The organism is Caulobacter sp. GW821-FHT10C03 (genome assembly GCF_059415485.1).
Genome location: NZ_JBWKNI010000019.1, coordinates 82,039 through 106,197, shown reverse-complemented (window position 1 = coordinate 106,197; position 24,159 = coordinate 82,039). Strand labels below are relative to the sequence as shown.

General features: G+C 68.9%; 19 protein-coding genes. 9 read left to right on the top strand and 10 right to left on the bottom strand.

Annotated features, from left to right (window positions below):
• Nucleotides 1-398 precede the first annotated feature (398 nt).
• Nucleotides 399-2,237, top strand: a complete 1,839-nt coding sequence (aspS, locus tag AC07NG_RS20865; RefSeq protein WP_492855462.1) for an aspartate--tRNA ligase — start codon at nucleotides 399-401, stop codon at nucleotides 2,235-2,237.
• Nucleotides 2,238-2,345: 108 nt separating this feature from the next.
• Nucleotides 2,346-2,891: a hypothetical protein gene (locus AC07NG_RS20860; protein WP_492855461.1), complete on the top strand. Its 546-nt coding sequence runs from the start codon at nucleotides 2,346-2,348 to the stop codon at nucleotides 2,889-2,891.
• Between the two features lie 3 nt (nucleotides 2,892-2,894).
• Here AC07NG_RS20860 and AC07NG_RS20855 read toward each other — a convergent pair whose 3' ends face one another.
• Nucleotides 2,895-3,392: a pentapeptide repeat-containing protein gene (locus AC07NG_RS20855; RefSeq protein WP_487288650.1), complete on the bottom strand. Its 498-nt coding sequence runs from the start codon at nucleotides 3,390-3,392 to the stop codon at nucleotides 2,895-2,897.
• Between the two features lie 83 nt (nucleotides 3,393-3,475).
• A complete protein-coding gene (locus tag AC07NG_RS20850; protein WP_494596090.1) occupies nucleotides 3,476-6,205 on the bottom strand; it encodes a TSCPD domain-containing protein in 2,730 nt (909 codons plus the stop codon).
• A gap of 223 nt (nucleotides 6,206-6,428) precedes the next feature.
• On the opposite strand from AC07NG_RS20850, the gene AC07NG_RS20845 reads away from it, so the two are divergent.
• Nucleotides 6,429-6,824, top strand: a complete 396-nt coding sequence (locus AC07NG_RS20845) for an NADH:ubiquinone oxidoreductase subunit NDUFA12 (protein WP_492855459.1) — start codon at nucleotides 6,429-6,431, stop codon at nucleotides 6,822-6,824.
• A 1-nt stretch (nucleotide 6,825) separates the two neighbouring features.
• Nucleotides 6,826-7,485 (top strand): DUF2155 domain-containing protein, encoded by a 660-nt coding sequence (locus AC07NG_RS20840; RefSeq protein ID WP_494596088.1) that lies wholly within the window; start codon nucleotides 6,826-6,828, stop codon nucleotides 7,483-7,485.
• Here AC07NG_RS20840 and aat read toward each other — a convergent pair.
• From aat to AC07NG_RS20820, 4 genes are all read right to left on the bottom strand, one after another.
• Nucleotides 7,422-8,075 carry a leucyl/phenylalanyl-tRNA--protein transferase gene (gene aat, locus AC07NG_RS20835; protein ID WP_492855457.1) on the bottom strand — a complete coding sequence of 218 codons (654 nt, stop codon included), beginning with the start codon at nucleotides 8,073-8,075 and terminating at the stop codon, nucleotides 7,422-7,424. The two genes, AC07NG_RS20840 and aat, sit on opposite strands and share 64 nt — an antisense overlap.
• 130 nt (nucleotides 8,076-8,205) lie before the next feature.
• The gene (gene accC, locus AC07NG_RS20830) at nucleotides 8,206-9,549 is read right to left on the bottom strand and encodes an acetyl-CoA carboxylase biotin carboxylase subunit (protein ID WP_492855456.1); all 1,344 of its coding nucleotides are present in this window, start codon (nucleotides 9,547-9,549) and stop codon (nucleotides 8,206-8,208) included.
• Between the two features lie 5 nt (nucleotides 9,550-9,554).
• Nucleotides 9,555-10,058 carry an acetyl-CoA carboxylase biotin carboxyl carrier protein gene (gene accB, locus AC07NG_RS20825; RefSeq protein ID WP_492855455.1) on the bottom strand — a complete coding sequence of 168 codons (504 nt, stop codon included), beginning with the start codon at nucleotides 10,056-10,058 and terminating at the stop codon, nucleotides 9,555-9,557.
• Nucleotides 10,059-10,098: 40 nt separating this feature from the next.
• A complete protein-coding gene (locus tag AC07NG_RS20820) occupies nucleotides 10,099-10,542 on the bottom strand; it encodes a type II 3-dehydroquinate dehydratase (RefSeq protein ID WP_110133346.1) in 444 nt (147 codons plus the stop codon).
• A 78-nt stretch (nucleotides 10,543-10,620) separates the two neighbouring features.
• Here AC07NG_RS20820 and thiS point away from each other — a divergent pair, with 78 nt between their 5' ends.
• Nucleotides 10,621-10,821 carry a sulfur carrier protein ThiS gene (thiS, locus tag AC07NG_RS20815; protein ID WP_058346516.1) on the top strand — a complete coding sequence of 67 codons (201 nt, stop codon included), beginning with the start codon at nucleotides 10,621-10,623 and terminating at the stop codon, nucleotides 10,819-10,821.
• A gap of 1,029 nt (nucleotides 10,822-11,850) precedes the next feature.
• Complete coding sequence (locus tag AC07NG_RS20810; RefSeq protein WP_110119826.1) at nucleotides 11,851-12,666, top strand: thiazole synthase; 816 nt, start codon at nucleotides 11,851-11,853, stop codon at nucleotides 12,664-12,666.
• 150 nt (nucleotides 12,667-12,816) lie between these two features.
• Here the strand turns inward: AC07NG_RS20810 and AC07NG_RS20805 are convergent, their stop codons facing one another.
• The 4 genes from AC07NG_RS20805 to AC07NG_RS20790 form a co-directional block, all read right to left on the bottom strand.
• Nucleotides 12,817-13,146 (bottom strand): hypothetical protein, encoded by a 330-nt coding sequence (locus tag AC07NG_RS20805; RefSeq protein WP_494596086.1) that lies wholly within the window; start codon nucleotides 13,144-13,146, stop codon nucleotides 12,817-12,819.
• A 188-nt stretch (nucleotides 13,147-13,334) separates the two neighbouring features.
• Nucleotides 13,335-14,099, bottom strand: a complete 765-nt coding sequence (locus tag AC07NG_RS20800; protein ID WP_487289411.1) for a DsbA family protein — start codon at nucleotides 14,097-14,099, stop codon at nucleotides 13,335-13,337.
• 43 nt (nucleotides 14,100-14,142) lie between these two features.
• Complete coding sequence (locus AC07NG_RS20795; protein ID WP_494596084.1) at nucleotides 14,143-15,552, bottom strand: M48 family metalloprotease; 1,410 nt, start codon at nucleotides 15,550-15,552, stop codon at nucleotides 14,143-14,145.
• Between the two features lie 161 nt (nucleotides 15,553-15,713).
• The gene (locus AC07NG_RS20790; RefSeq protein WP_494596083.1) at nucleotides 15,714-18,473 is read right to left on the bottom strand and encodes an Rne/Rng family ribonuclease; all 2,760 of its coding nucleotides are present in this window, start codon (nucleotides 18,471-18,473) and stop codon (nucleotides 15,714-15,716) included.
• A 546-nt stretch (nucleotides 18,474-19,019) separates the two neighbouring features.
• Here AC07NG_RS20790 and AC07NG_RS20785 point away from each other — a divergent pair.
• From AC07NG_RS20785 to prfB, 3 genes are all read left to right on the top strand, one after another.
• Nucleotides 19,020-20,216: an N-acetylmuramoyl-L-alanine amidase family protein gene (locus AC07NG_RS20785; RefSeq protein ID WP_492855451.1), complete on the top strand. Its 1,197-nt coding sequence runs from the start codon at nucleotides 19,020-19,022 to the stop codon at nucleotides 20,214-20,216.
• A 298-nt stretch (nucleotides 20,217-20,514) separates the two neighbouring features.
• Nucleotides 20,515-22,896 carry a penicillin-binding protein 1A gene (locus AC07NG_RS20780; protein WP_487289407.1) on the top strand — a complete coding sequence of 794 codons (2,382 nt, stop codon included), beginning with the start codon at nucleotides 20,515-20,517 and terminating at the stop codon, nucleotides 22,894-22,896.
• Nucleotides 22,897-22,991: 95 nt separating this feature from the next.
• Nucleotides 22,992-24,111, top strand: a protein-coding gene (gene prfB / locus AC07NG_RS20775; RefSeq protein ID WP_110119818.1) for a peptide chain release factor 2 whose coding sequence is annotated in 2 segments (ribosomal slippage) — nucleotides 22,992-23,060 and nucleotides 23,062-24,111 — 1,119 coding nt in all. Because the reading frame shifts where the segments join, the coding sequence is not laid out codon by codon here.
• The last annotated feature ends 48 nt before the right edge of the window (nucleotides 24,112-24,159 follow it).

Below are 24,159 nucleotides of genomic sequence, written 5' to 3'. Positions count from 1 at the left end.
TCGAGCCTACGGTGCGGCGGAGCGGTCTGACGAAGCCGAAACGCAAACAAACCATACGGTCTCCGGGCTCCGCCCGGCCGCTCCGCGCCTCCCCGACCTAACGCGCCTTCGCGCGGGAGAACGAGAAGCCGTGCCTCAAGGAACCTCCCCCTCTGGGGGAGGCGATCGCGCAGCGATCGGTGGGGGGGAGTAACTGCGAAACCAGCCGCCGCCCCGGAAGCTGAAACCGGCCCCCCACCGGCCTTTGGCCGCCTCCCCCAGAGGGGGAGGTTTCTAGGGGGGCGCCCGCCACCTTCTCCCGCAAGGGGAGAAGGAACAAGATTGCCAGAATCCTTGACATAAACGCCCCCGCATGCGCCTTTCCGCGCCTTGCAAATCAACGCGTTTCAAAGCCTTTCATGACCACGATGCACGCCTATCGCACCCATAACTGCGGCGCTCTTCGGGCCAGCGACACCAACGCCAATGTGCGTCTGTCGGGCTGGATCCACCGCAAGCGCGACCACGGCGGCCTGGTCTTCATCGACCTGCGCGATCACTACGGCCTGACCCAGCTGGTGCTGCACCCGGAGACCCCGGGCTTCGCCATCGTCGAGCGCCTGCGCGCCGAGAGCGTGATCCGCGTCGACGGCCAGGTCGTGGCCCGCGACGCCAGCGTCGTGAACCCCAACCTGCCGACCGGCGAGATCGAGATCCGCGTCACTGACGTCGAAGTGCTGTCGACCGCCGACGAACTGCCGCTGCCGGTCTTTGGCGAGCCGGACTATCCGGAAGAAATTCGCCTCAAGCACCGCTATCTCGACCTGCGCCGCGAGACCCTGCACAAGAACATCGTGCTGCGTTCGCGCGTGATCCAGTCGATCCGCAACCGCATGTTCGCCCAGGGCTTCAACGAGTTCCAGACGCCGATCCTGACGGCGTCCTCGCCGGAAGGTGCGCGCGACTTCCTGGTGCCCTCGCGTCTGCACCCGGAAAAGTTCTACGCCCTGCCGCAGGCGCCCCAGCAGTTCAAGCAACTGCTGATGGTCTCGGGCTTCGACCGCTACTTCCAGATCGCCCCTTGCTTCCGCGACGAGGACCTGCGCGCCGACCGCTCGCTGGAATTCTACCAGCTCGACGTCGAGATGAGCTTCGTCACGCAAGAAGACGTGTTCGCGGCCATCGAGCCGGTGATGCACGGCATCTTCGAGGAGTTCGGTTCGGGCAAGCCGGTCTCGCCGATCAGCGAGACCCACACCTTCACCAACGATTTCGGCGCGACGCTCGAGCACAAAGGCTTCGAGCGCCTGACCTACGCCCAGTCGATGGCCTGGTACGGCAGCGACAAGCCGGACCTGCGCAACCCGATCAAGATGGCCGACGTCTCCGAGCACTTCCGTGACGGCGGTTTTGGCCTGTTCGCCAAGATCCTCGGCGCCGACGCCAAGAACGCCATCTGGGCCATCCCGGCCCCGACCGGCGGTTCGCGCGCCTTCTGCGACCGCATGAACAGCTGGGCCCAGGGCGAAGGCCAGCCGGGCCTCGGCTACGTCTTCTGGTCGGAAGACCAGGGCGCGTGGGGCGGCCCGATCGCCAAGAACCTGGGTGAACCCACCCAGGCCCTGATGGAGAGCCTGGGCCTTGGCCAAGGCGACGCCGCCTTCTTCGTGGCCGGTGATCCGGCCGTGTTCGCCAAGTTCGCCGGCCTGGCCCGCACCCGCGTCGGCACCGAGCTGAAGCTGGTCGCCGAGGAGCAGTTCAAGTTCTGCTGGATCGTCGACTTCCCGATGTTCGAATGGAACGAGGATGAGAAGAAGGTCGACTTCTCGCACAACCCGTTCTCGATGCCGCAGGGCGGTCTGGAGGCCCTGGAGACCCAGGACCCGCTGACCATCCGCGCCTACCAGTACGACATCGTCTGCAACGGCTACGAGCTGTGCTCGGGCGCGATCCGGAACCACAAGCCCGAGATCATGCTCAAGGCCTTCGAGACCGCCGGCTACGGCCCGGAAGTGGTCGAGGAGCAGTTCGGCGGCATGCTGAACGCCTTCCGCTACGGCGCGCCGCCGCACGGCGGTCTGGCCCCCGGCATCGACCGCATCGTCATGCTGCTGGCCGAGCAGGTCGCCATCCGCGAAGTCATCGCCTTCCCGCTGAACCAGCAGGGCCAGGACCTGCTGATGAACGCCCCGGCCAACGTGCTCGACAAGCAGCTCAAGGAGCTGCACATCCGCACGGCTCCCCCCATCAAGGTCTAAGGACCTCGGGGCAAGCGCCTGAAAGACAAAGCCCTCCGGCCGTTCGGCTCGGAGGGCTTTTTCGTGCTATGGTGCCGCTATCGGGGGTGCGCCCAGGGAGGGTTCCCGATGTTCAGGACCGCTTTAGCGCTATCTCTTTGCCTGTCCGCCGTGACGGTCGCCCAAGCCGCGCCGCCATCCGCCGCCGACCAGAAGATCATCGCCAGCGCCATGTCGGCCGCCCCGCCGGCCATCGGCAAGGACGCGGCGATCATGACCTTCGCCGCCGACGGCTCGATGCGTCACCTGCGCGACGGGACCAACGGCTACACCTGCATGCCCGACATCCCGACGACGCCGGGCGTCGATCCCATGTGCGCCGACGCCAACGCCATGGAATGGGCGGGCGCCATGTTCGGCCGCAAGCCGCCGCCGGAAGGCAAGCCGGGCTTCATCTACATGCTCAAGGGCGGCTCGGATCCCAGCAACCTCGACCCCTACGCGACCAAGCCGATGGCCGGGGATCCCTGGGTCAAGACCGGTCCGCACGTCATGGTCGTCGGCGCGCCGGGCATGCTGGCCGGCTATCCTGGCGGCGCGCGTCCGGATACGTCGAAGCCCTACGTCATGTTCCCCGATACGCCCTACGCGCACCTGATGCTGCCGGTGCGCTGAGGCCTAGCGGCAGCGCGGAATCGACAGGCCGCGCGGCAGGGTCGTCGACGGGTCGCCGCAGGCGCGGTTCAACTGCGCCTGCGTCAGGCCCGTGGCCCGGTCGAGCTCGGCGCCCGAGAAGTTGACGCCCGACAGGTCGGCGCCCGCGAAGCTGGCTCCTTCCAGATAGGCGCCGACGAAGGTCGCGTTGGTCAGGTTCGCGCGGGCGAAGCTGGCGCCGCCGAAGACGCCGCCATAGGCGTTGACGTCGCGCAGGTCGCCGCCGGTGAACCGCGTGCGGCCCATCACCGCCAGCGACAGGTCGGCCTGCCGCAGGCGGGCGCCGGCCAGGTTCTTGGCTTTCAACGTCAGGCCCGACAGGTCGGCCTGGAAGAGATTGCACTTGGGGCAGTCGGCCCCGCGGCGCACGCGCTCGATCTGTCCGGCGTTCTGCGCCAGGGCGGGACCGGCCAGGGCCAGGGTCGACAGCGCGGCGGCGGCGAGGAGGGCCAGCGGTTTCATTTCGGCACGCGTCCTAGGCGATGAGAGGAGCCACATACGAGGCTTGCCGTCATCGCAGCAAGCCTCGCGCCAGAAACTGGGCGTTAGCCGCGCGGGGAGGGCCGTTCGGCCTGGCCGTTGCAGCTTTCACAGACCACCAGGCCGCCCTTGCGGCTCAGGGCGACGTCGCCGCAGGCCGGGCAGATGTCGGCCTGGTCGGCCGGCGCGCTGGCCTTGGCTTCTCCGTCCTTGCGGCGGCCGAAGGCGGCGAAGACCAGGTTGTCCGGCGTCGCGCCGCGCGAGAAGCCCTTGGAGATGAACTTCGAGGCCGGCAGCGGCGCGGGCTCGTCGGCTTCGTCCTCGGTCTCGGCGTTCTTGCCCCGGCCCAGGCCGTCGGCGTTGAACTCCTGCGGGTCGCCGTTGGCTAGATCGTCTCGGCCCAGGTACGAAACCCCGAGCTCGCGGAAGATGTAGTCGAGGATCGAGGTCGCCGACTTGATCGAGTCGTTGCCCGTCACCGGCCCGGCCGGCTCGAACTTGGTGAAGACGTAGGCGTCGACGAACTCGTCCAACGGCACGCCGTGCTGCAGGCCCAGCGACACGGCGATGGCGAAGTTGTTCATCAACGAGCGGAAGGCGGCGCCTTCCTTGTGCATGTCGATGAAGATCTCGCCGACCTCGCCGTCCTCGTACTCGCCGGTGTGCAGATAGACCTTGTGGCCGCCGACGGCCGCCTTCTGGATGTAGCCCTTGCGGCGGTCGGGCAGCTTGCGGCGCTCGCGCCGGCGCTCGACCACCTTCTCGACCACCCGCTCGGTGACGACTGGCTCGGGAGGCCTGGCGCGCGGAGCTTCGGCGGGCGCTTCGGGCAGGTCGAGCGTGAAGTCGGCCGGGGCGGCGGCGCGCGACAGCTTCAGGGCGCGAACGCCGGCGCGGGCGGCCGAGGCCTGCAGCCGCAGCAGGTCGGCCGGGCGGGCGTCGAACGGCGCGATCAGGGCCAGCGGCCACGGCGCGCAGGCGAAGGCCTCGACGGCGGCGGTGAAGGCTATGCGGTCAGCCTGGCCCGGCGCCTCGAAAGCGCGAAACAGGGCCTGGGCTTCCGGCGCCAGGGCCGTCGCGTCGTGAATGCGGCCGGTTCCAACCGCGTGGGCCTGGGCGGCGGCGATCGTCTCTGGCGCGAAGCCGGCGAAGGCCAGGGTGTCGAAGGCGGAATCCGCGAGCGCCTCGGCGGGCGCGCCGAGCACGTCGCTGAGGAAGTCGGCGCCGACCACGGCCGGCGCGAACGCTGCGCGCAGGTCGCCGGTGGACCGCAGGGCGCTCTCTGCAAGCGTGATCTCGTGGCCCGTGAAGCCGACGGCCGCCAGGGCGCGATGGTCGAGGCCCTGGGCCTCCTCCAGCGATCCTGCGCCAAGCGCGTGTAGGCGCGCGGCGTCGAGGTCGGCGCTGACGGAACGCAGGGCCGCCTGGGCGGCGCCGGAGAATTGGCGCACGGCGACGCCATCGAGGGTCTCGGCGGCCTGGATCAGGCTCCAGGCCGTATCGAGACCTGGACGGGCGCCCAGGCGCAGAGCTGTCTCGGCGTCTTCGAACGCGGCGACGACGCCCGTTCCGCGCAGGCCGTGGGCGCGCACGGCGGTCAGAGCGCGATCCATCGCGGCACCGGCCTCAGCCGCCAGCAGCGCGTCGAGCTTGGCGGCGTGCGCCGCACGTTCGGCCAGCGCGTCCATGACGCGCTGCTGGTCGGCCGTGAAGGTCTCGGCGGCTCCCAGCGTACCCGCGACTTCGGCGGAGGCCGTGAGCGCCTCGCCGGCGGCCAGGGCCCACAGCGCTGCGGCGGCGTCGCGACCGGCGGACGTCGCGGGCGAAAGGCCTTGGGCCAGCAGCCAGTCGCCGACGCCGGCCAGGCTCAAGGCCGCGGCGCCGTTGATGGGGCGTTCCAGCTCCAGCGCGATCGCCCACAGGCGCACGACGTGGCGGAAGCCGGCGATGTCGAAGCCTTCGTCGCCGAGGAAGGCGGCGGCGTTGACGGCGGCGCGTGCGGCGTGGCCGGCGGACAGGTGATCGGCGTCGGCGGGCGACAGGGCCAGGACGATCTGGCCGGTCTCCCAGCTGGCGCGAGCGGCGAGGGCGGCGGCTTCGTCGCCGGCGGCGACGTCGGCCGGCTCGGCCAGGGCCAGCAGCGGCGACGGCTTGGTGGGTTCGGGCAGCGGGTTCGAGAAGCCCGCTGCGCCCGCCGAAGCGATGGCGTCGGCGATGCTGGCGTCGCTGGCGCCGGCGGCGCGGGCCCGTTGGGCGGCGCGGGCCAGGGCGACGTTGCGGCCGGGGTCGGAACAGGCTCGGGCGTCGCCCTCGCAGCGCAGGACGGCGTCGGCGACGGCGATCAGGGCCGCTTCCAGCTGGGCGGCGGCTTCCTGTGCGAGGCGGCCGGCGCGGGCCTGGCCGATGTGCTCGGCGGCGGCGGCGCGGAATTCGATGGCGGCGACGTGCAGCGGGGCGGGCAGGGCGGCGCCCGGACCGGCCGGGGCGGCGAGGCCCGCGAGCAGGCTGTCGACGAGGTCGGCGGCGAACGACCGGGCGTCGTCTTCCGAGGCGAACAGGCCGGCGGCGCGGCCCGCCTGTGTCAGGCGAGCGGCGTAGCGTTCGGGGGCGCCGTCGAGGACGGATTCGGAGTCGGCTTCGCCCGGCGCGGCGATATCGGCCCAGTCCAGCCAGGCCTCGACGCGGGCGTCGGGCCAGCCCAGGGGCGCCAGGGTTTCGACGAGACGGTCGGGCCGTTCGATCTCGCGCAGGTCGATTTCCGGCGCTCGTCCGGTGAAGAGTCGTTCAAAGCGCATGGGCCGATTCCGCGGCGGGTGCTTCGTCATGGTGTCAACCCTAAACCGTGGGTCGGTAACCATCAATAGATGTTGGGGCTGTGCACAGCGCTGTCCACAACATCTTGAAGTGCGGCTTCGTATCGCCTCGGCTGGACGCTGACGGCGCGGCGACCTATAGTCCGCCCGCTTCGCGCCGCGCTTTTTCGGTCGCGAAGGCCTTTGCCAGATTGGGTGCCGCGCAGTGCTGAAAGCGATCTTCACGTGGTGGAACGGAGCGACCCTGGGTCAGCGCTTCCACATCTCCCGTCGGGGCGTGTTTGTTGGCCAGGACGAGTTCGGCAACCGCTACTTCGAAGCCCGCGACAACAAGGACAGCTACGACGAGCGCAAGCGTCGCTGGGTGATCTACAACGGCTACGCCGAGGCCTCCAAGGTTCCGCCCGACTGGAGCGGCTGGCTGCACTACACCTTCGACGAGCTGCCGACTCAGGCCCCGCTGCCGCGTCGCGCATGGGAGAAGGACCACCTGCCGAATCTCACCGGCACCGTCCACGCCTGGCGCCCGAAGGGCGCCATCGGCCGTGGCGGCGAGCGCGCCGTCGCCACCAGCGACTACCAGTCCTGGTCGCCGGAATAAGATGAGCCTCAAGCGGCGCAGCCTGCAGGGCGCGGCGATCCTGGTCGCCGCGCTTCCGTTCGCCGTCGGCGCCGCCTGGGCGCTGCAGGCCGCTCCGCAGCAGGCGCGGCCCGTGCAGCAGCCGCCCGCGGCCACGACCGCGCCGGTGGCTCAGCCCGCCCCGGTCGCGCCGGCGCCCAAGCCGGTCCAGCAGGCGACGCCGACCAACGCCGCGCCGCCGCCCGAGCCTTCGCCGCCGCCGGCCGCCGAGCCGGTTCCGGCCAAGCCGGTCGCCCAGACCCCGGCCAAGCCCGCCGAACCCGCCAAGCGCGGTCGCTACGGCGTGGCGATCATCCAGGCGCTGGACAAGGTCACGACCGAGACCATGCGCTTCGAGGTCCCGGTGGGGCAGCCGATCCGCTACAAGACCCTGGTCTTCACCGTGCGGGCCTGCGAGGCCACGGCTTCAGACGAGGTCGCGCCGGACCAGATCGCCTACCTGACCATCGACACCCAGCCCAAGGCCCTGCCGGGACGCGCCGCGCCGGCCGGACGGCAGGTGTTCAAGGGCTGGATGTACGCCAGCTCCCCGGGCCTGAACCCGTTGGAGCATCCGGTCTATGACGCCTGGCTGATCGCCTGCAAGACGTCGACGCCGGTCGCCGAAGGCCCCAGCAAGTAGAAATCCGCCTGCGCCGAGAGCGCCTTGGACAGCCGGCGCTTGTAGTCGGCGCGCGAGATCTCCTGCGTGCCGAACTGCGCCAGGTGATCGGTGATGAACTGGGTGTCGAGCAGCTTGTAGCCGCCGACCAGCAGCCGGCCGACCAGATGCACCAGCGCCACCTTGCTGGCGTCGCGGGCGGTCGAGAACATGCTCTCGCCGAAGAAGGCCGCGCCCAGCGAGACGCCGTAGAGCCCGCCGACGAGTTGACCGTCCTGCCAGCACTCGACGCTGTGGGCGCGGCCGGCGGCGTAGAGCATGCCGTACATCTTCTGGATCGGGGCGTTGATCCAGGTCTCCAGCCGGCCCGGACGTGAGGAGGCGCAGGCCTCGACCACGGCGTCGAAGGCGGTGTCGACGCGGACCTCGAACGGCTCGCCGCGGACCGTGCGGGCGAGACGACGCGGCACGTGCATGGCCTCGAGGGGCAGCACGCCGCGCCATTGCGGGTCGATGAGGAAGAGGCGCTCGTCATGGCGCGCGTCGGCCATGGGGAAGACGCCGCGCTCGTAGCAGGCGACGAGGTCGTCGAGGCCGAAGGCGTCGTCCATGGGCGGTCAGTCGATCCTTGAGCCTTTAGAGCGTGATCGCCGCCGAAACCGGCATCCACTTTCGGCTATCACGCTCTGAGCGTCATCCGCCGGCTCCCGGTGCGCGGGAGCCGGCGAAGACATTAAGGCCTCAGCCCTGCGACTTGATCCAGCGTTCCAGCCAGTGGATGTCGTAGTCGCCGGCCAGGATGTCGGGCTGAACCAGGAGGTCCTGGAACAGCGGGATCGTGGTCTCGATGCCGCCGACGACCATTTCGCCCAGGCAGCGCTTCAGGCGCGCGATGCACTCCTCGCGGTCGCGGCCGTGGACGATCAGCTTGCCGATCAGGCTGTCGTAGTAGGGCGGGATCGAATAGCCGGTGTAGATCGCCGAATCGAGGCGAACACCCAGGCCGCCCGGCGCGTGGAAGTCCGTCACCGTGCCCGGCGAGGGCGTGAAGGTGCGGGCGTTCTCGGCGTTGATGCGGCACTCGATGGCGTGGCCTTCGAACACGACGTCGTCCTGGGTGAACGACAGCGGCAGGCCCGCGGCGATGCGGATCTGCTCGCGCACCAGGTCGATGCCGGTGATAGCCTCGGTGACCGGGTGCTCCACCTGCAGGCGGGTGTTCATCTCGATGAAGAAGAACTCGTCGTTCTCCCACAGGAACTCGATGGTGCCGACGCCGAGATACCCGATGGCCTTGACCGCATCGACCACGACCTTGCCGATCTTGGCGCGACCTTCAGCCGACAGGGCCGGCGAGGGGGCTTCTTCCAGGACCTTCTGGTGGCGACGCTGCAGCGAGCAGTCGCGCTCGCCCAGGTGCACCACGTTGCCGTGGCTGTCGGCGATGACCTGCAGCTCGATGTGACGCGGCTTCTGGAGGTAGCGCTCCATGTAGACCGTGTCGTCGCCGAAGGCGGCGCGGGCTTCGGCGCGGGCCGTCGAGACGGCTTCGGCGAGGTCCTCACGGGTCTGGGCGACCTTCATGCCGCGACCGCCGCCGCCGGCGGCGGCCTTGATCAGCACGGGGAAGCCGATCTTGTCGGCGGCCTCGAAGGCCTCTTCCTCGGTCGAGACGCCGCCGTCAGAGCCGGGAACGACCGGGATGCCGGCGTCCTTCACGGCCTGCTTGGCGGTGATCTTGTCGCCCATCATCCGGATGTGCTCGGGCTTGGGACCGATGAAGGTGAAGCCGTGCGCGCCGACGATCTCGGCGAAGCGGGCGTTCTCCGACAGGAAGCCGTAGCCCGGGTGGATCCCCTGCGCGCCGGTGATCTCGGCCGCGGCGATGATCGACGGGATGTTGAGGTAGCTCTTGGCGGCGGGGGCGGGGCCGATGCAGACGCTTTCGTCGGCCAGGCGCACCCACATCGAGTTGGAGTCGGCCTCGGAGTGGACCGCCACGGTGGCGATGCCCATTTCCTTGCAGGCGCGGTGAACCCGGAGCGCGATCTCGCCCCGGTTCGCGATGAGGATCTTGTCGAACATCGCGCTTACTCGATGATGACCAGCGGCTCGCCGAACTCAACCGGCTGGGCGTCGCTGATCAGGATCTCGACGACCTTGCCGCCCTTGGGCGCGGCGATCGGGTTCATGGTCTTCATGGCTTCGACGATCAGCAGGGTCTGACCGGCGTTGACGGTGTCGCCGACCTTAATGAAGGCGTCGGCGCCCGGCTGGGGCGAGAGATAGGCGGTGCCGACCATCGGCGACTTCACGGCGTCGCCACGAGCGGCGGCCGGAGCGGCGGCGGCTTCGGCGGCGGGCGCGGCGACCGGGGCCGGGGCGGCCAGCGGCGCGGCCACGGCGGCCGGAGCGGCCTGCACGTAGGCGGTCGGGGCGACGGTCAGTTCACGGGCGACGCGGATCTTCAGGCCGGCATGCTCGACTTCGATCTCGCTCAGGCCGGTGTCCTTCAGGATGTCGGCGAGTTTGCGGACGAGGCGGGCGTCGATCGACGGGGTTTCGACCGTCTCGGGAGCCTTCGGAGTGGACATTGAAATCGTACCTTATGGTTCTGGGCCGGGAGCGCGGACGTCAGTCGGCGCTGATCAGTCCGGCGGCGGCCTCGATGGCCAGTTCATAGCTTGCCGCGCCGAAGCCCGAGACCAGGCCCGTCGCGGCAAGCGAAACGAAGGTGTGGCGACGGAACTCTTCCCGCGCCGCAGGGTTCGACAGGTGACACTCGATGACCGGGATATTCAAGGTCTTCAGGGCGTCGAGGAGGGCGATGGAGGTGTGTCCATAACCCGCCGGATTGATCACGAGGGCGCTGGCCTCGGTGCGAGCTTCCTGCACCCAGTCGATCAGCACGCCTTCGTGATTGCTCTGCCGGAAAACGACGGAAAGCCCCTTGGCCGCGGCCCGCGCTTCGCAGCGCTTGCGCACGTCATCCAGGGTGTCCTTGCCGTATATCTCGGGCTCCCGCGTTCCCAACAGGTTGAGATTGGGCCCGCTCAGCACATGGATCGGTTTGACCATTCGGCTCCGCCGTCGATTCCGGAGGTCTTGTATAGCCGGTTCCCTCGCGTCACAAGCATGCCTCGCTTCGGAGGTGAGATGAGACTTCTACTGAACGGCGAAGACCGCCAATTCGACGGCGTCGCCAGCATCGCGGACCTGGTGGCCGCCCTCGGCCTGGACGCACGCAAGGTGGCGGTCGAACGCAACCTCGAGATCGCCCCGCGCTCGCTCTATGCCGACACGGCGCTGGCCGACGGGGATCGGATCGAGATCGTGACCTTTATTGGCGGGGGGTGATTGGGAGCGTCCTTCTCCCCTTGCGGGAGAAGGTGGCGGCGAAGCCGTCGGATGAGGGGTCTCTCAAACGTTGGACGCCTCGCCCGGCCTGACCGCCGCACGCGGCTTCGAGTTCTGAGAGACCCCTCACCCGACCTCCTTCGGAGGCCACCCTCTCCCGCAAGGGGAGAGGGAACGGGTAAGCGCCTCACGCGGTGAACCGCTGAGCTGATGAAGGGGAGCGGAGCGCCCGGGCGACGCCCGGAGGTGCTTTGTGTTGTTACCGTTTCGACGAAGCCTAGACGCTCCGCGCGGTCGTTTGGCTGCCGGCTTCCCGGGCGGCGGCGCTCTTAACGCCTTACCAGGACCGCCTTCGAGGTTTCCCTTTCAAGCGGCGGCGAGGAGAGGGGTGCTCTGTAATCCTCGCCCAAGCCGACGGCGGGCGGGCCTGGCCAGCGCCAGGTCCCCGGACGCGACGGATCTTCCCAATCCGCCCCAGTCCCGCTCGATCGCATCCCGCCGCCGCATGGTCGCTGGCCGCGCGCCCCTTCGGTGCGGCGAGACGGGGTTATTATGCGGCGGGTTTGAGCGCGTCTGATCCAGAGCGATGGGAAAGTTGTAAGGGGGTGGATTGGTTGGGGTTTGGTCTGAGCTCGACGGGGATTGGCAGCGCTCTATCCCCCTCAACCCTTCTTCTCCCTTCCCCCTTGATGGGGGAAGGGCCGGGGTTGGGGGTGTTGCGGCGGTCAGGTTCGATGAGGCCGTGCAGGCGGATACGCCGTCACCCCCATCCCAACCCTTCCCCCATCCGCCGACGGGAAGGGCTTTGAGTGGCGGATGGTTTTGAGAGACCCCTCACCCGACCCGCTACGCGGGCCACCCTCTCCCGCAAGGGGAGAGGGAACGGAAAAAGCCTGGGTCCCCGCTTTCGCGGGGATTTTACGGAGGAGGGGTGGTCAAGGCCGGTGGAAGCCAGGCAATTCCCGCAGCTGATCACCCCCGCGTCTCTACGGATTTGAATCCCAGGCTGCCCAGGCGTAAACCGGCCGGATGAACGCGCACGTCTCCCCCGAATCCGCCGTCCAGACCGTCGACGCCGACGAGACCTGGACCGTCGCCGGCCGCACCTTCCGCTCGCGCCTGATCGTGGGCACCGGCAAGTACAAGGACTATGCGACTAACGCCGCCGCCGCCCGCGCGGCCGGGGCCGAGATCGTCACCGTGGCGGTGCGCCGCGTGAACCTGACCGATCCGAGCCAGCCGCTGCTGGTCGACTACGTCAAGCCGACCGAGTTCACCTATCTTCCGAACACGGCGGGCTGCTTCACCGGCGAGGACGCCGTGCGCACCCTGCGCCTGGCCCGCGAGGCCGGCGGCTGGGATCTCGTGAAGCTGGAGGTCCTTTCCGACCCCAAGACCCTGTTCCCGGACATGGAAGAGACCCTGCGCTCGCTGAAGCTGCTGGTCGCCGACGGCTTCCAGGTCATGGTCTACTGCTCGGATGATCCCGTTTACGCCCGGAAGCTGGAAGAGGCCGGCGCGGTGGCGATCATGCCGCTGGGCGCGCCGATCGGCTCGGGCCTGGGCATCCAGAACCGCGTCAACCTGCGGATCATCATCGAGAACGCCAAGGTGCCGGTGCTGGTCGACGCCGGCGTCGGCACGGCTTCGGACGCCGCGATCGGCATGGAGCTGGGCTGCGACGCCATCCTGATGAACACCGCCATCGCCGAGGCCAAGGACCCGATCCGCATGGCCAAGGCCATGAAGCACGCGGTGATCGCCGGTCGGGAGGCCTATCTGGCCGGGCGCATGCAGAAGCGGCTCTACGCCGATCCGAGCTCGCCGCTGGCGGGGCTGATCTAGGGAACAAAGGCCTTCTCCCTGTGGGAGAGGTGTCGCCGAAGGCGACGGAGAGGGGAGTGACCGGGAAATTGGCCGGTTCAGCACTAGCTGAAAACGCCCCCCTCCGTCCGCTTCGCGGCCACCTCCCCCAGAGGGGGAGGATCTTGGGCTTTAGGCCTTGAAGTCGACCAGCACGCCCTTCTTCTCCTCGGCCTGCTGGGTGACCTCGTCCTTGATCATCTGCTTGATCTGGTCCTCGACCTTCTGGCGCTCCTTGGGGTCCATCGCGGCCACCTGCTCCTCGGTGAGGCCGAGCTTGCCGAGGATGGCCGCGCGCATCTTCTCGGCCGGCGACTTGGACGCGTAGTCGTAGAGCTCCTGCTTGGCCGAGCCGCCGCTCAGGTCCGACGTGGCGGAGGCGAACTGGGCGGTCGCGCCGTTGACGCGATCGGCGGCCGCGGTCGACAGGATCGACCAGGAACTGGAACCTGAAACAAGCATGGGAACTCCCGCCGAGGATCTGGCGGGAGATGCAAAGCAAACGCCGTGCAAGCGGGGCTCGCACGGCGGTTACCAAAGATTTCAAAAGGTTGCGGCGACGTGTCGCGGCAAGGCCCGGCCGGAGCGGCAAAGCTTGCCGCGCCGTTTCGACCGCCGGGCGACTCCTGCCGCCTGGTACGCGCCTGGCGTCAGCCCTTCTTCTTGGCCGCCAGGCGGGCTTCCTCGATGGCCAGCTTCAGGGCGTTCATGTCGGCGCCCGGGATCATCTTGTCGCCGACGATGAAGGCCGGGGTGCCTTCGATGGCCAGGGTCTGGGCCAGGCCCTGGATGTCCTGCAGCTGCTGGGTGACGGCCGCGCTCTGGCCGGCGGCGCGGGCCTTGGCGACATCGACGCCGGCGGCCTTGGCCAGGCGATCGACGGCGGCGTCGTCGAGGCTCTTCTCCTCCATCATCGCCTTGTAGACCGCCAGGGTCTTGCCCTGGTCCTGGGCGCCGATCGCCATGCGGGCGGCGACCTCGGAGGTGTGGCCGAAGATCACGAACTCCTTGAAGACGAAGCGGACGTCGGGGTTCTTCTCGATGATCTCGAGGATCTGCGGGGCGGCCAGCTTGCAGTAGCCGCACTTGTAGTCGAAGAACTCGGTGACGGTGATCGTCCCGTTCGGGTTGGCCACGAAGTCGCGCGGGTCGCGCTCGATGGCCTGGCGGTGCTTGGCGATGGCGCCCTGCGACTTGGCCGAGGCCTCGGCCAGCTGCTTCTCCTGCAGCCGGGCGCTGACTTCCAGCAGGATCTCCGGATGCTCCAGCAGATAGGCGCGGACCTTCTTGCCGAAGGCCTCGTCGACCTTGGGCGTGTCGGCCTTGCCGGCGGTCTGGGGCTGGCTGCAGGCGGCCATGCCGATCGACAGGACGAGGCCGGCGGCGGCGAAGGCGAGGGGACGGCGAAGGGGCATTCAGGTCTCTATGCGGAAGTCTTGATGCGGAAGTATCGGGAGGTCAGTGGCCGAACAGGCCCTCCTTGGCGAGCGCCTTGAGGTCCTGGTCGCTGGGCTTGGAGGCCAGCACGATGTCGGTGGCGCGCCGCCACTCGGGGGTGTCTTTCTTGAGCAGTTCGCGGGCGCGCATGGCGAACACCCGGGCCTCGCGGACGGCGCCCAGGTTGAAGTACTGCTCGGCGGTGGCCAGGCGGGCGTCGCCGTCCTTGCCCTGCTTGTCGTAGGCCTGGGCCAGCAGGCGCCAGGCCACGGCGTTGTCGCTCTCGTTGACCAGGGCGCGCTTGAGCTCGCCGACGCCTTCCTCGACCTTCTTGGGATCGTCGAGGCCGATCAGGGTCTGGCCCAGATTGATGCGCAGCAGGGCCGCGTCGGGCTTCAGCGCCACCGAGCGGCGCTGCGGCTCCTCGGCCAGGGCCACGCGGTTGAACTCGAACAGGATCTGGCCCTTGAGCTCCCAGAGATAGGGGTTCTTCTCGTTCTCGCCGATCAGGTCGTCGAGGATGCGCAGGGCCCGGTCGGGCTCCTTCATCTGGTAGTAGGCGATGGCGCGGGCGTAGCGGGCGGGGAAGCCGCGGTCGCTTTCGCGGTACTTGATGAGGGCCGTCTGCGGGTTGATGAAACCCTCCAGCTTGGCCTTCATGATCTCGTGCTCGGCCAGCTCGTCGGGGCTGTCGACGGCGTCGTAGTGCGGCAGACGCTCGACCTTGGCCCGCAGGGCCTCGATGCGGTCGGACGACAGCGGGTGGCTGCGGAAATAGGCAAAGCGCCGCGACTGGTCGAAGACCTCCTGGTAGCGGAAGTTGTCGAAGAACTCGACGAGGCCGCGGCCCGACTGGCCGGTGGCTTCCAGGAAGTTGGCGCCGGCCTGGTCGGCGCGGGATTCCTGCTCGCGGCTGTAGCCTAAGGCGCCCAGCGTGCCGAAGTAGCTGGCGTTGCCGAACAGCACCGCGCCGGCGTCGGGCGCGCCGGCGAGCGCGGCCAGGACGCCGAGGCCCATCGTCAGGATCATTGGCTTGAGGCCGGCCTTCATCATCTCGTCGGAGCGCAGCGGGTGGGCGCCGGCGAGGTGGCCGCTTTCGTGGGCGATGACGCCCTTCAGCTGGTTGGGGGTCTCGGTCTGCAGGATCAGGCCGGTGTTGAGGCCCATCATCAGGCCCTGGGTGGCGAAGGCGTTCAGCTCCTTGTCGCCGACCAGCAGGATGCGCACGGTCTTGGGATCAAGGCCCGCCGCCGCATAGATCGGGTCGGCGTCGCGATGCAGGATCTCTTCGATCTCGGTGTCGCGGATCAGTGAGATGCCGCCGTCCTGGGCGTGGGCCGCGCTGATCGGGGCCATGACGGCGGTCAGAAGCGCCAGGGCCGAGAGGCCGGCCCCGAAGGTCTTGCCGACCGCCCTCTTGCGGGACGTCATCGATGGTCTCCTGGTCGCGCCCCCGCGCCGTCGGGCAGACTAGCGCGCTTCAAGTGGGAATCGCAAAGGCTAGGCTTGTTCAGAGCGAGGCTTGTCTAGGAGGGGATATAGGCGCGAACCGCGGCGACGCCATGGCGCCGCCGCGGTCCTTTGTTGCTGGATCAGCCGCGGCGCCACCAGCCGCGCTTGGGCGCGGCGGGAGGAGCGGTGATCTCGTTCGGATCCGGCTCGGCCGAGACCGGCGCGGGTTCGGGTTCGGCCGCGACGGGGGCGGGGGCGACGGGCGCCGCCTCGATCACCGGTTCGGCGACGGCTTCGACCACCGGTTCCGGCGCGACGGGCTTGGGAGCCGGCTCCGGGGCGATCTCGACATCGGCGGCGACGAGCGGCGCGGTCTCGGCGACGACTTCGGCCAGGGCCTCGGCTTGAGGCTCGGCGGCCGCTTCGGCGATCACGGCCTCGGCTTCGGTCGCTTCAGTCTCGGCGGCGCCCTTGCGGCCACGGCTGCGCGAACGGCGCGGCTTCTTGGCCGGAGCGGCTTCGGCGGCCTCGGGCAGTTCGACCCAGACGTCGGCGGGCGGACCCAGGATCACCGGCGGCTCGAGCACCAGCGGAGCGACGTCCTCGACCGCGACCGGAGCGATCGGGGTCTCGGCGGCCGGCTGGCGGTCGCGGCCGCGACGGCGGTCACGGCGCTCCGAACGCTCGGGGCGTTCAGCGCGTTCGGGACGCTCGGCGGCTTCGGTGCGTTCAGGACGCTCGGCGCGCTCGGGACGTTCAGCCCGTTCAGGACGCTCGCCGCGTTCCGGACGGTCGCGACGGCCTTCGCCGCCACGGGCCTCCAGGGCTTCCGGATCGTGCCAGACGTACGGGTTGTCGCCGAACGGGACGCGCGGACGGGTCCAGACATAGGCGTCGGCGGCGCGATCGCCGTCCTCGCGACCGCCGCGACGGCCGCCGCGGCGACCCCGACGACGGCGGCGACGGCGCGATTCCTCGTCGTCGCCGTCGGCGTCGCCTTCAGCGTCGAACTCGGCTTCGGCGTCCTCGACCGGCGCGTCCTCGGCGGTTTCTTCCTCGTCACGACGGCCGCGACGACGGCGCTTGCTGCCACGGCGACCGCCGCGATCGTCGTCCGACGAGCGGGCCTTGCGGGGCGCCTCGTCCTCGTCTTCGTCCTCTTCGGACTCGTCGACGATGATTTCGTCTTCGTCTTCGTCCTCGTCGTCGAACACCTCGTCGAACACCGGATCGGGCTCGTAGGCGACCGGCGGCGGCACGATGCGCTCGCCCAGCTCGGTGCGCTCGATCTCGTGCTCGGCCTGACGCAGGCCGTCATCGACCAGCACGGTGACGAACAGGCCGTGGTTCTGCTGCAGGCGCAGCAGGTAGGCGCGCTTTTCGTTGAGGATGTAGATGCCGACGGCGCGGCTGACCTTCAGCACCACCGAGCCGCTGCCCTTCAGGGCCTCGATCTCGACGGCGCGCAGGGCGGCCAGGGCGCTCGATTCGACCGAGCGGACGCGGCCGGTGCCTTCGCAGTGCTCGCAGACGTGGGTGGTGCCTTCCAGCACGCCGGTGCGGCGGCGCTGGCGGCTGATCTCCATCAGGCCGAAGCCCGAGATCTTGCCCATCTGGATGCGGGCGCGGTCGTCCTTGAGAGCGTCCTTGAGGACCTTCTCGACCGTGCGGTTGTTCTTGCCTTCATCCATGTCGATGAAGTCGATGACGATCAGGCCGGCCAGGTCGCGCAGGCGCAGCTGGCGGGCGGCTTCTTCAGCCGCTTCGATGTTGGTCTTGAGGGCCGTGGCCTCGATGTTGCGCTCGCGCGTGGCCTTGCCCGAGTTGACGTCGATGGCGACCAGGGCCTCGGTCTGGTTGATCACCAGATAGCCGCCCGAACGCAGCGGCACGACCGGCGAGTAGATCTGCGCCAGATGGTCTTCGATCTTGTGCTTGACGAACAGCGGGGCGGCTTCCCGGTACGGGAACACCTTCTTGGCCTGGCTGGGCATCAGCATGCGCATGAAGTCGCGGGCTTCGCGATAGCCGGCCTCGCCCTCGACCCAGATGCCGTCGAGGTCCTTGTCGTACATGTCGCGGATGGCGCGCTTTACGAGGTCTTCTTCCTCGTAGATCAGCGCCGGGGCGACCGAGTGCAGCGTGTTGTCGCGGATGTTCTCCCACAGACGCAGCAGGTACTCGTAGTCGCGCTTGACCTCGGCCTTGGTGCGCTTGGCGCCGGCCGTGCGGACGATCAGGCCCATGCCCTGCGGCACGTCGAGGCTCTGCACCACGCTCTTGAGGCGCTTGCGGTCGGTCACGGCCGTGATCTTGCGGCTGATGCCGCCGCCGCGGGCGGTGTTGGGCATCAGGACGCCGTAGCGGCCGGCGAGCGACAGGTAGGTGGTCAGGGCCGCGCCCTTGTTGCCGCGCTCTTCCTTGACGACCTGAACCAGCATGATCTGCCGGCGGCGGATCACTTCCTGGATCTTGTACTTGCGCATCAGGCGGCGCTTGCGGCGCGCCAGTTCTTCTTCGACGTCGTCGTCTTCGTCGTCGATGGCGTGATCGTGGTCGTCCTCGTCGTCGCCGCCCGAAGCGCGGCGCGAGACGGGCGCGTCGTCCTCGTCGTCGTGCGAGTCGTCGCGCATCAGCGCTTCACGGTCGGCGACCGGGATCTGGTAGTAGTCCGGATGGATCTCGTTGAAGGCGAGGAAACCGTGGCGGTTGCCGCCGTATTCGATGAACGCAGCCTGGAGGCTGGGTTCAACGCGGGTCACCTTGGCGAGATAGATATTTCCACGAAGTTGTTTGCGGGTCTGGCTCTCGAAATCGAACTCTTCAACCCGCGAACCGTCCACGACCACCACACGCGTCTCTTCGGCGTGGGCGGCGTCGATCAACATCTTCTTCGACATACAGGGAATCTCCACGGCGCGCGGCGGGCGCGAGGCCCGGGCGCCGATATGAATGAGGGGCGCGCGCATCGCAGACCGCGACTTCGCCGGAGCGAAGTTCGAAGGGCGGTTGCCAGAGGCGATCGGGTGCGGCGCAGCCCATGGGGTTTCGTTTGTTTCCTTTGACGCGCCGGGGTGGCGCGGTTCGGATGACGCGTCGTCGCCGGGAGCGGCGAAAGGCCCGACGCGGGGCCTTTGTTGGGTTCGGGCTCCGAGACATCGCGTCCCAGGCCGGCCGTCGCCCGCAAGCTCAAAAAGTCCGGCGGCTCCGGCGTGGGGGACGCATGGGGCGCGTCCGACATTTGGGAACCGCTCACGCAAGGCGCTGCGTCTGACGACGTCGCTCTGCGTACGGCGCTACTCTAGCAAGAACGCGACGCAAATGAAAAGCGCCGTGGAGCAAGCATCGAAATTGATGAAGAGATCGGTTTCCTTAACGGTTTTGCTACCCGTCCGTGCGGATATCCCTCATTGGTTTTCAAGTAAGCGCCAGCAGGCTGGGCGGTAATGCGTAAGGTCGTCATCGGAGCTGCGAGAACGGGTTGGGCGAAGGCGGCGCTGATCGTCGGCGCGCTGGCGCTCGCCGGCGTGGCCGTGGCGACCGTGCAGGGTCCGGCGCCGGCCGCCGGCGTGCAGAAGGTCCGCTTCGGCGGCGACCGCGCCGAGACCCGAGTCGTCATCGACCTGGACCGCGCGGCCGTCGGCAAGCTGATCGGCGACGGCGCGGCCGCCAGCCGAGTCGTGGTCGGCCTGCCCAACGTGACCGTTTCGGGTGATCTTCAGGGCGCGGGCCACGGTCTGGTCGACCGCTGGGTCATCGACGAGGCCGCCGGCGGCGCGCGCCTTTCCCTGGATCTTTCGGCCAAGGCCGTGGTCAAGCGGCGCTTCCTGCTGCCGCCGGCCGACGGCGCGACCGCCTATCGCTATGTCATCGACCTGGCCGCCAGCGATCCGGCCACGGCCAACGCCGCGGTGATGCGCCCGACCACCGTCTCGACGCCGATCAAGCCCTCGGGCCTGAAGCTGAAGAAGACGATCGTCATCGACGCCGGTCACGGCGGCAAGGACCCCGGCTCGGCCGGCGCCAACACCAACGAGAAGGACGTCACCCTGGCCGCGGCCAAGGCGCTGAAGGCCAAGCTGGAGAAGTCCGGCCGCTTCAACGTCGTGCTGACCCGCGACACCGACACCTTCATCCCGCTGGAATCGCGCGTGCAGATCGCCCGTCGCGCCGACGCGGACCTGTTCATCTCGCTGCACGCCGACTCGGGACCCGACGTCGGCACTCGCGGCGCCAGCGTCTACACCCTGTCGGAAAAGGGCGCCGAGCGCGCCGCCCGGGTGCTGGAGAAGGACGACTGGCTGATGAAGGCCAGCCTGCCGGGCCGCGACCGCGCGGTTGGCCAGATCCTGCTGGACCTGTCGCAGCGCGCCACCAAGAACCGCTCGGCCGCCTTCGCCGAGACCCTGCTGGAGAAGGTGGGCGACGAGACCGTGCTGCTTCGCCGCAGCCACCGCGACGCCGGCTTCATCGTGCTGCTGGCCCCCGACGTTCCGGCCGTTCTGCTGGAAATGGGCTTCATGACCAATCTCGAGGACGAGAAGCTGCTGAAGAGCGCTTCGGGACGCGAACGCCTGATGGGCGCGGTCGCCACCTCGATCGAGACCTATTTCGCCGCCCAGACCCGGATGGCGGCGCGCTGAGGCTGCCGGTGCGCCCCTGGTTGGCCGCCGAATTTCGACTTTTCAACCGTTCAATCCCCGCGAAGGCGGGGACCCAAGCCGAGTCTGCGGATGCTCTCGCGTGCGGGGCTTCGTCCGGAAAATCAGCTTGGGTCCCCGCCTTCGCGGGGATGCTCGGATAAGGGGGCTGTGATGTCGCGCGGCCTTCGCGGCGAGTCCGGGACGGGGCAGGGAAGTTGGCGCCTCGCCCGATGCGGGTTACAGCCATCGCTTGAGATGATTTGAGCGCGCGACCCCCGCGCCGCTCGACGGAGGCCGCGTGGACTTGAAGCCCGCCGAAAGATGGATCGCCATAGCCGGCGTCGCGGTTCTGTCGACGATCGCGGTGGCGGGGTTCGCCATCGCCATCTACGCCGCGTGGCTGTTCCACGACATGCCCGACGCGGGCGAACTGCAGGACTACCGTCCGCCGACGGCGACGCGCGTCTATGCCTGGGACGGCACCCTGATCGGCGAATACTCCAAGGAACGCCGGATCTTCGTTCCCTACGACCAGATCCCTCCGCAGCTGGCCCAGGCCTTCATGGCCGCCGAGGACCGCAACTTCTTCAAGCACGGCGGCGTCGACGTCGGCGGCTTTTCGCGCGCCATGCTCAAGAACGTCGGCAACGCCATGCGCGGCCGGCGCCTGGAAGGCGGCTCGACCATCACCCAGCAGGTCGCCAAGAACGTCCTGCTGACCAGCGACGCCACGGTCGGGCGCAAGTTCAAAGAAGCGATCCTGGCCCGGCGCCTGGAGCAATCGCTCGACAAGCAGCAGATCCTCGAGCTGTACCTGAACGAAATCTGGCTGGGCTATCGCTCGTTCGGCGTTGGCGCGGCCGCCTACAACTATTTCGGCAAGTCGCTGCCCGAGCTGTCCCTGGCCGAAAGCGCCTATCTGGCGGCTTTGCCCAAGGGGCCGGACAACTACCACCCGATCCGCAACAAGGCCAAGGCGAAGGCCCGTCGCGACTGGATCCTGGGGCAGATGGCCGAACTGGGCTGGGTCAGTCGCGCCGACGCCGAAAAGGCGATGGCCGAGGACCTGGTCGTGCAGCCGGCCCCCAAGCGCGCGGCCTATCGCGACGCCGACTACTTCGTCGAGGAGGTGCGCCAGCGCGGCATGGCCACCCTGGGCGACCGCCTGAACGAGGGCGGCTACTACATGCGCACCACGCTGGACCCGAAGCTGCAGACCGCGGCGCGGGCCTCGCTGATGGACGGGCTGGAGCACTATGACCGCCGCCATGGCTGGCGCGGGGCCTGGGGCCATGTCGAGAGCCTGGACGAGGGCTGGGAGAAGGCGGCTCAGGCCAAGCGTCCGCCGGCCGAGCGCCGGGGCTGGCGCGCGGCCGTGGTCACCTCGGCCGGCGGCGGCGTGCGCCTGATCAAGGGCGAAGGGCAGGGGACCCTGGCCGGCGAGGACATCGTCTGGGCCAAGGCCGGCAAGGGCCTGAAGACCGGCGACCTGGTGTTCGTCGAGCAGGTCGAGGGCACGTCCACCTATCGCCTGAGGCAGGTTCCGGCCGTCAACGGCGCCCTGGTGGCCATCGAGCCCTATACCGGCCGCGTGGTGGCCCTGGTGGGCGGCTATTCGTTCTCGCTGTCGAACTTCAACCGCGCCACCCAGGCGATGCGCCAGCCCGGCTCGTCGTTCAAGCCGTTCGTCTACGCCACGGCCCTGGAGAACGGCTACACGCCGGCCAGCGTGATCCTGGACAGCGCCATCACCTTCAAGGGCGCCAACGGCCAGGACTGGAGCCCGGAGAACTACGAGAAGAAGTTCTACGGCGCCCTGCCGCTGCGCAAGGGCCTGGAGCGCTCGATCAACGCCATGACCGTGCGCCTGGCCCAGGGCGTGGGCATGAAGAAGATCATCGAGATGGCCAAGAAGACCGGCGTCACGCGCGACATGTCGCCGGTGCTGGCCATGGCCCTGGGCGCGGGCGAGACCACGCCGTTCAAGATCACCTCGGCCTATGCGCCGTTCGCCAACGGCGGCCGCCGCATCGAACCGCACCTGATCGAGCTGGTGCAGGATCGCGAGGGCAAGGTGATCTTCCGCGCCGACAAGCGCGACTGTCCGCGTTGCACCGCCGGCTTCAACGGCGACGAGAGCCCGCGCGTCACCGCGCCGGGCGAGCAGGTGATGGACCCGGTCACGGCCTACCAGATCACCTCGATGCTGCAGGGCGTGGTCCAGCGCGGCACGGCCGCCTCGGTCAGCCAGCTGGGCTATCCGCTGGCCGGCAAGACCGGCACGACCAACGAGTACCGCAGCGCCTGGTTCATCGGCTATTCGCCCAACCTGATCGTCGGCGTGTTCGTGGGCTTCGACGACAACCGCTCGCTGGGCGAGGGCGAGACGGGCTCGCAGGACGCCGTGCCGGTGTTCATCGACTTCATGAAGGTGGCCTTGAAGGACCAGCCCAAGACCGACTTCAAGCCGCCCAAGACCGCCAAGTTCGCCGTGGTGCGCGGCGTGCGCGAGGCCTTCCGCCCGGGCACCGAGCCCAAGGTGGTCGCGCCGACCCCGACCGGCGGCCCGATCTCCTACGGCGACGCCTGGCCCAACGGCGTGCCGACCGGCCAGCCTTCGCCGTCGGAACCGCAGCCCAGGCAGCAGCCCAAGCAGCCGGACATCAGCGGGCTTTATTAGGTCTTGAGGAGCCGGGGCGGTTGCGCCGCCCCATTGCGCCGACTCCGGGCGCGGGCTATGTCCCGCGCCCTTACTTTGTGTCACGGAGCTACGTGATGAGACCGGATGTCGAGGCCGCCGCGGCCGACATCGAGCAGTCCGTTGGACTGCTCAGGAGGCGTCTTTGACTGGGATGTCGCCCTTAGAAAACTCGATGAACTGAACGCGCGGGTCGAAGACCCGACGCTGTGGGACCGTCCGTCCGAAGCCCAGGCCGTGTCGCGCGAGCGCGCCAACCTGGCCGCCAAGGTCGAGGCCGTCCAGAGCATCGAACGCGACGTCAAGGACGCGCTCGAATACGCCGAGCTGGCCGAGATGGAGTCCGACGAGGACACCCTCAACGACGCCCGCGCCCAGCTGAAGGCCATCAAGGAACGCGCCGCCCGCGCCGAACTCGAGGCCCTGCTGTCGGGCGAGGCCGACGGCAACGACGCCTATATCGAAATCAACTCCGGGGCCGGCGGCACCGAGTCGTGCGACTGGGCGGGCATCCTGCTGCGGATGTACACCCGCTGGGCCAACGCCCACGGCATGACCACCGAACTGGTCGAAGAGACCGACGGCGATCAGGCCGGCATCAAGTCGGCCACGCTGCTGGTCAAGGGCGCCAACGCTTACGGCTGGCTGAAGACCGAGGCCGGCGTGCACCGCCTGGTGCGCATCAGCCCCTATGACAGCAGCGCCCGGCGTCACACCTCGTTCGCCTCGGCCTGGGTCTATCCGGTCATCGACGACACGATCGAGATCGACATCAACCCGTCGGACGTGCGCACCGACACTTACCGGGCCTCCGGGGCCGGCGGGCAGCACATCAACAAGACCGACTCGGCCGTGCGTCTGACGCACATCCCGACCGGCATCGTGGTGGCCTGCCAGGCCGGCCGCTCGCAGCACCAGAACCGCGACGAGGCCTGGAAGATGCTGCGCGCCCGGATGTACGAGGCCGAGCTTCAGAAGCGTGAAGCCGCCCAGCAGGCGCTGCACGACCAGAAGACCGACATCGGCTGGGGTCACCAGATCCGATCGTACGTCCTGCAGCCGTACCAGATGGTCAAGGACCTGCGGACCAACGTCGAGACCTCCGACACCGCCGGCGTGCTCGACGGCGACCTGGACGCCTTCATGGGCGCCTCGCTGGCCCAGCGGGTCGGCGCGACGCGGGACGCCGAGGGCTGAGGCCTTTTGGCATGGCCTGAAACGACAACGCCCCGGAGCGATCCGGGG

Bases quoted from the DNA above. Each gene is read 5' to 3' on its own strand.
- aat (WP_492855457.1), bottom strand. From the start codon at position 8,075: ATGGACGACGCCTTCGGCCTCGACGACCTCGTCGCCTGCTACGAGCGC.
- AC07NG_RS20850 (WP_494596090.1), bottom strand. From the start codon at position 6,205: ATGCGCTTTGAACGACTCTTCACCGGACGAGCGCCGGAAATCGACCTG.
- AC07NG_RS20810 (WP_110119826.1), top strand. From the start codon at position 11,851: ATGAACGCGCACGTCTCCCCCGAATCCGCCGTCCAGACCGTCGACGCC.
- AC07NG_RS20820 (WP_110133346.1), bottom strand. From the start codon at position 10,542: ATGGTCAAACCGATCCATGTGCTGAGCGGGCCCAATCTCAACCTGTTG.
- AC07NG_RS20795 (WP_494596084.1), bottom strand. From the start codon at position 15,552: ATGACGTCCCGCAAGAGGGCGGTCGGCAAGACCTTCGGGGCCGGCCTC.
- accB (WP_492855455.1), bottom strand. From the start codon at position 10,058: ATGTCCACTCCGAAGGCTCCCGAGACGGTCGAAACCCCGTCGATCGAC.
- AC07NG_RS20790 (WP_494596083.1), bottom strand. From the start codon at position 18,473: ATGTCGAAGAAGATGTTGATCGACGCCGCCCACGCCGAAGAGACGCGT.
- AC07NG_RS20855 (WP_487288650.1), bottom strand. From the start codon at position 3,392: ATGAAACCGCTGGCCCTCCTCGCCGCCGCCGCGCTGTCGACCCTGGCC.
- thiS (WP_058346516.1), top strand. From the start codon at position 10,621: ATGAGACTTCTACTGAACGGCGAAGACCGCCAATTCGACGGCGTCGCC.
- AC07NG_RS20860 (WP_492855461.1), top strand. From the start codon at position 2,346: ATGTTCAGGACCGCTTTAGCGCTATCTCTTTGCCTGTCCGCCGTGACG.
- AC07NG_RS20785 (WP_492855451.1), top strand. From the start codon at position 19,020: ATGCGTAAGGTCGTCATCGGAGCTGCGAGAACGGGTTGGGCGAAGGCG.
- AC07NG_RS20840 (WP_494596088.1), top strand. From the start codon at position 6,826: ATGAGCCTCAAGCGGCGCAGCCTGCAGGGCGCGGCGATCCTGGTCGCC.
- accC (WP_492855456.1), bottom strand. From the start codon at position 9,549: ATGTTCGACAAGATCCTCATCGCGAACCGGGGCGAGATCGCGCTCCGG.
- AC07NG_RS20800 (WP_487289411.1), bottom strand. From the start codon at position 14,099: ATGCCCCTTCGCCGTCCCCTCGCCTTCGCCGCCGCCGGCCTCGTCCTG.
- AC07NG_RS20805 (WP_494596086.1), bottom strand. From the start codon at position 13,146: ATGCTTGTTTCAGGTTCCAGTTCCTGGTCGATCCTGTCGACCGCGGCC.
- aspS (WP_492855462.1), top strand. From the start codon at position 399: ATGACCACGATGCACGCCTATCGCACCCATAACTGCGGCGCTCTTCGG.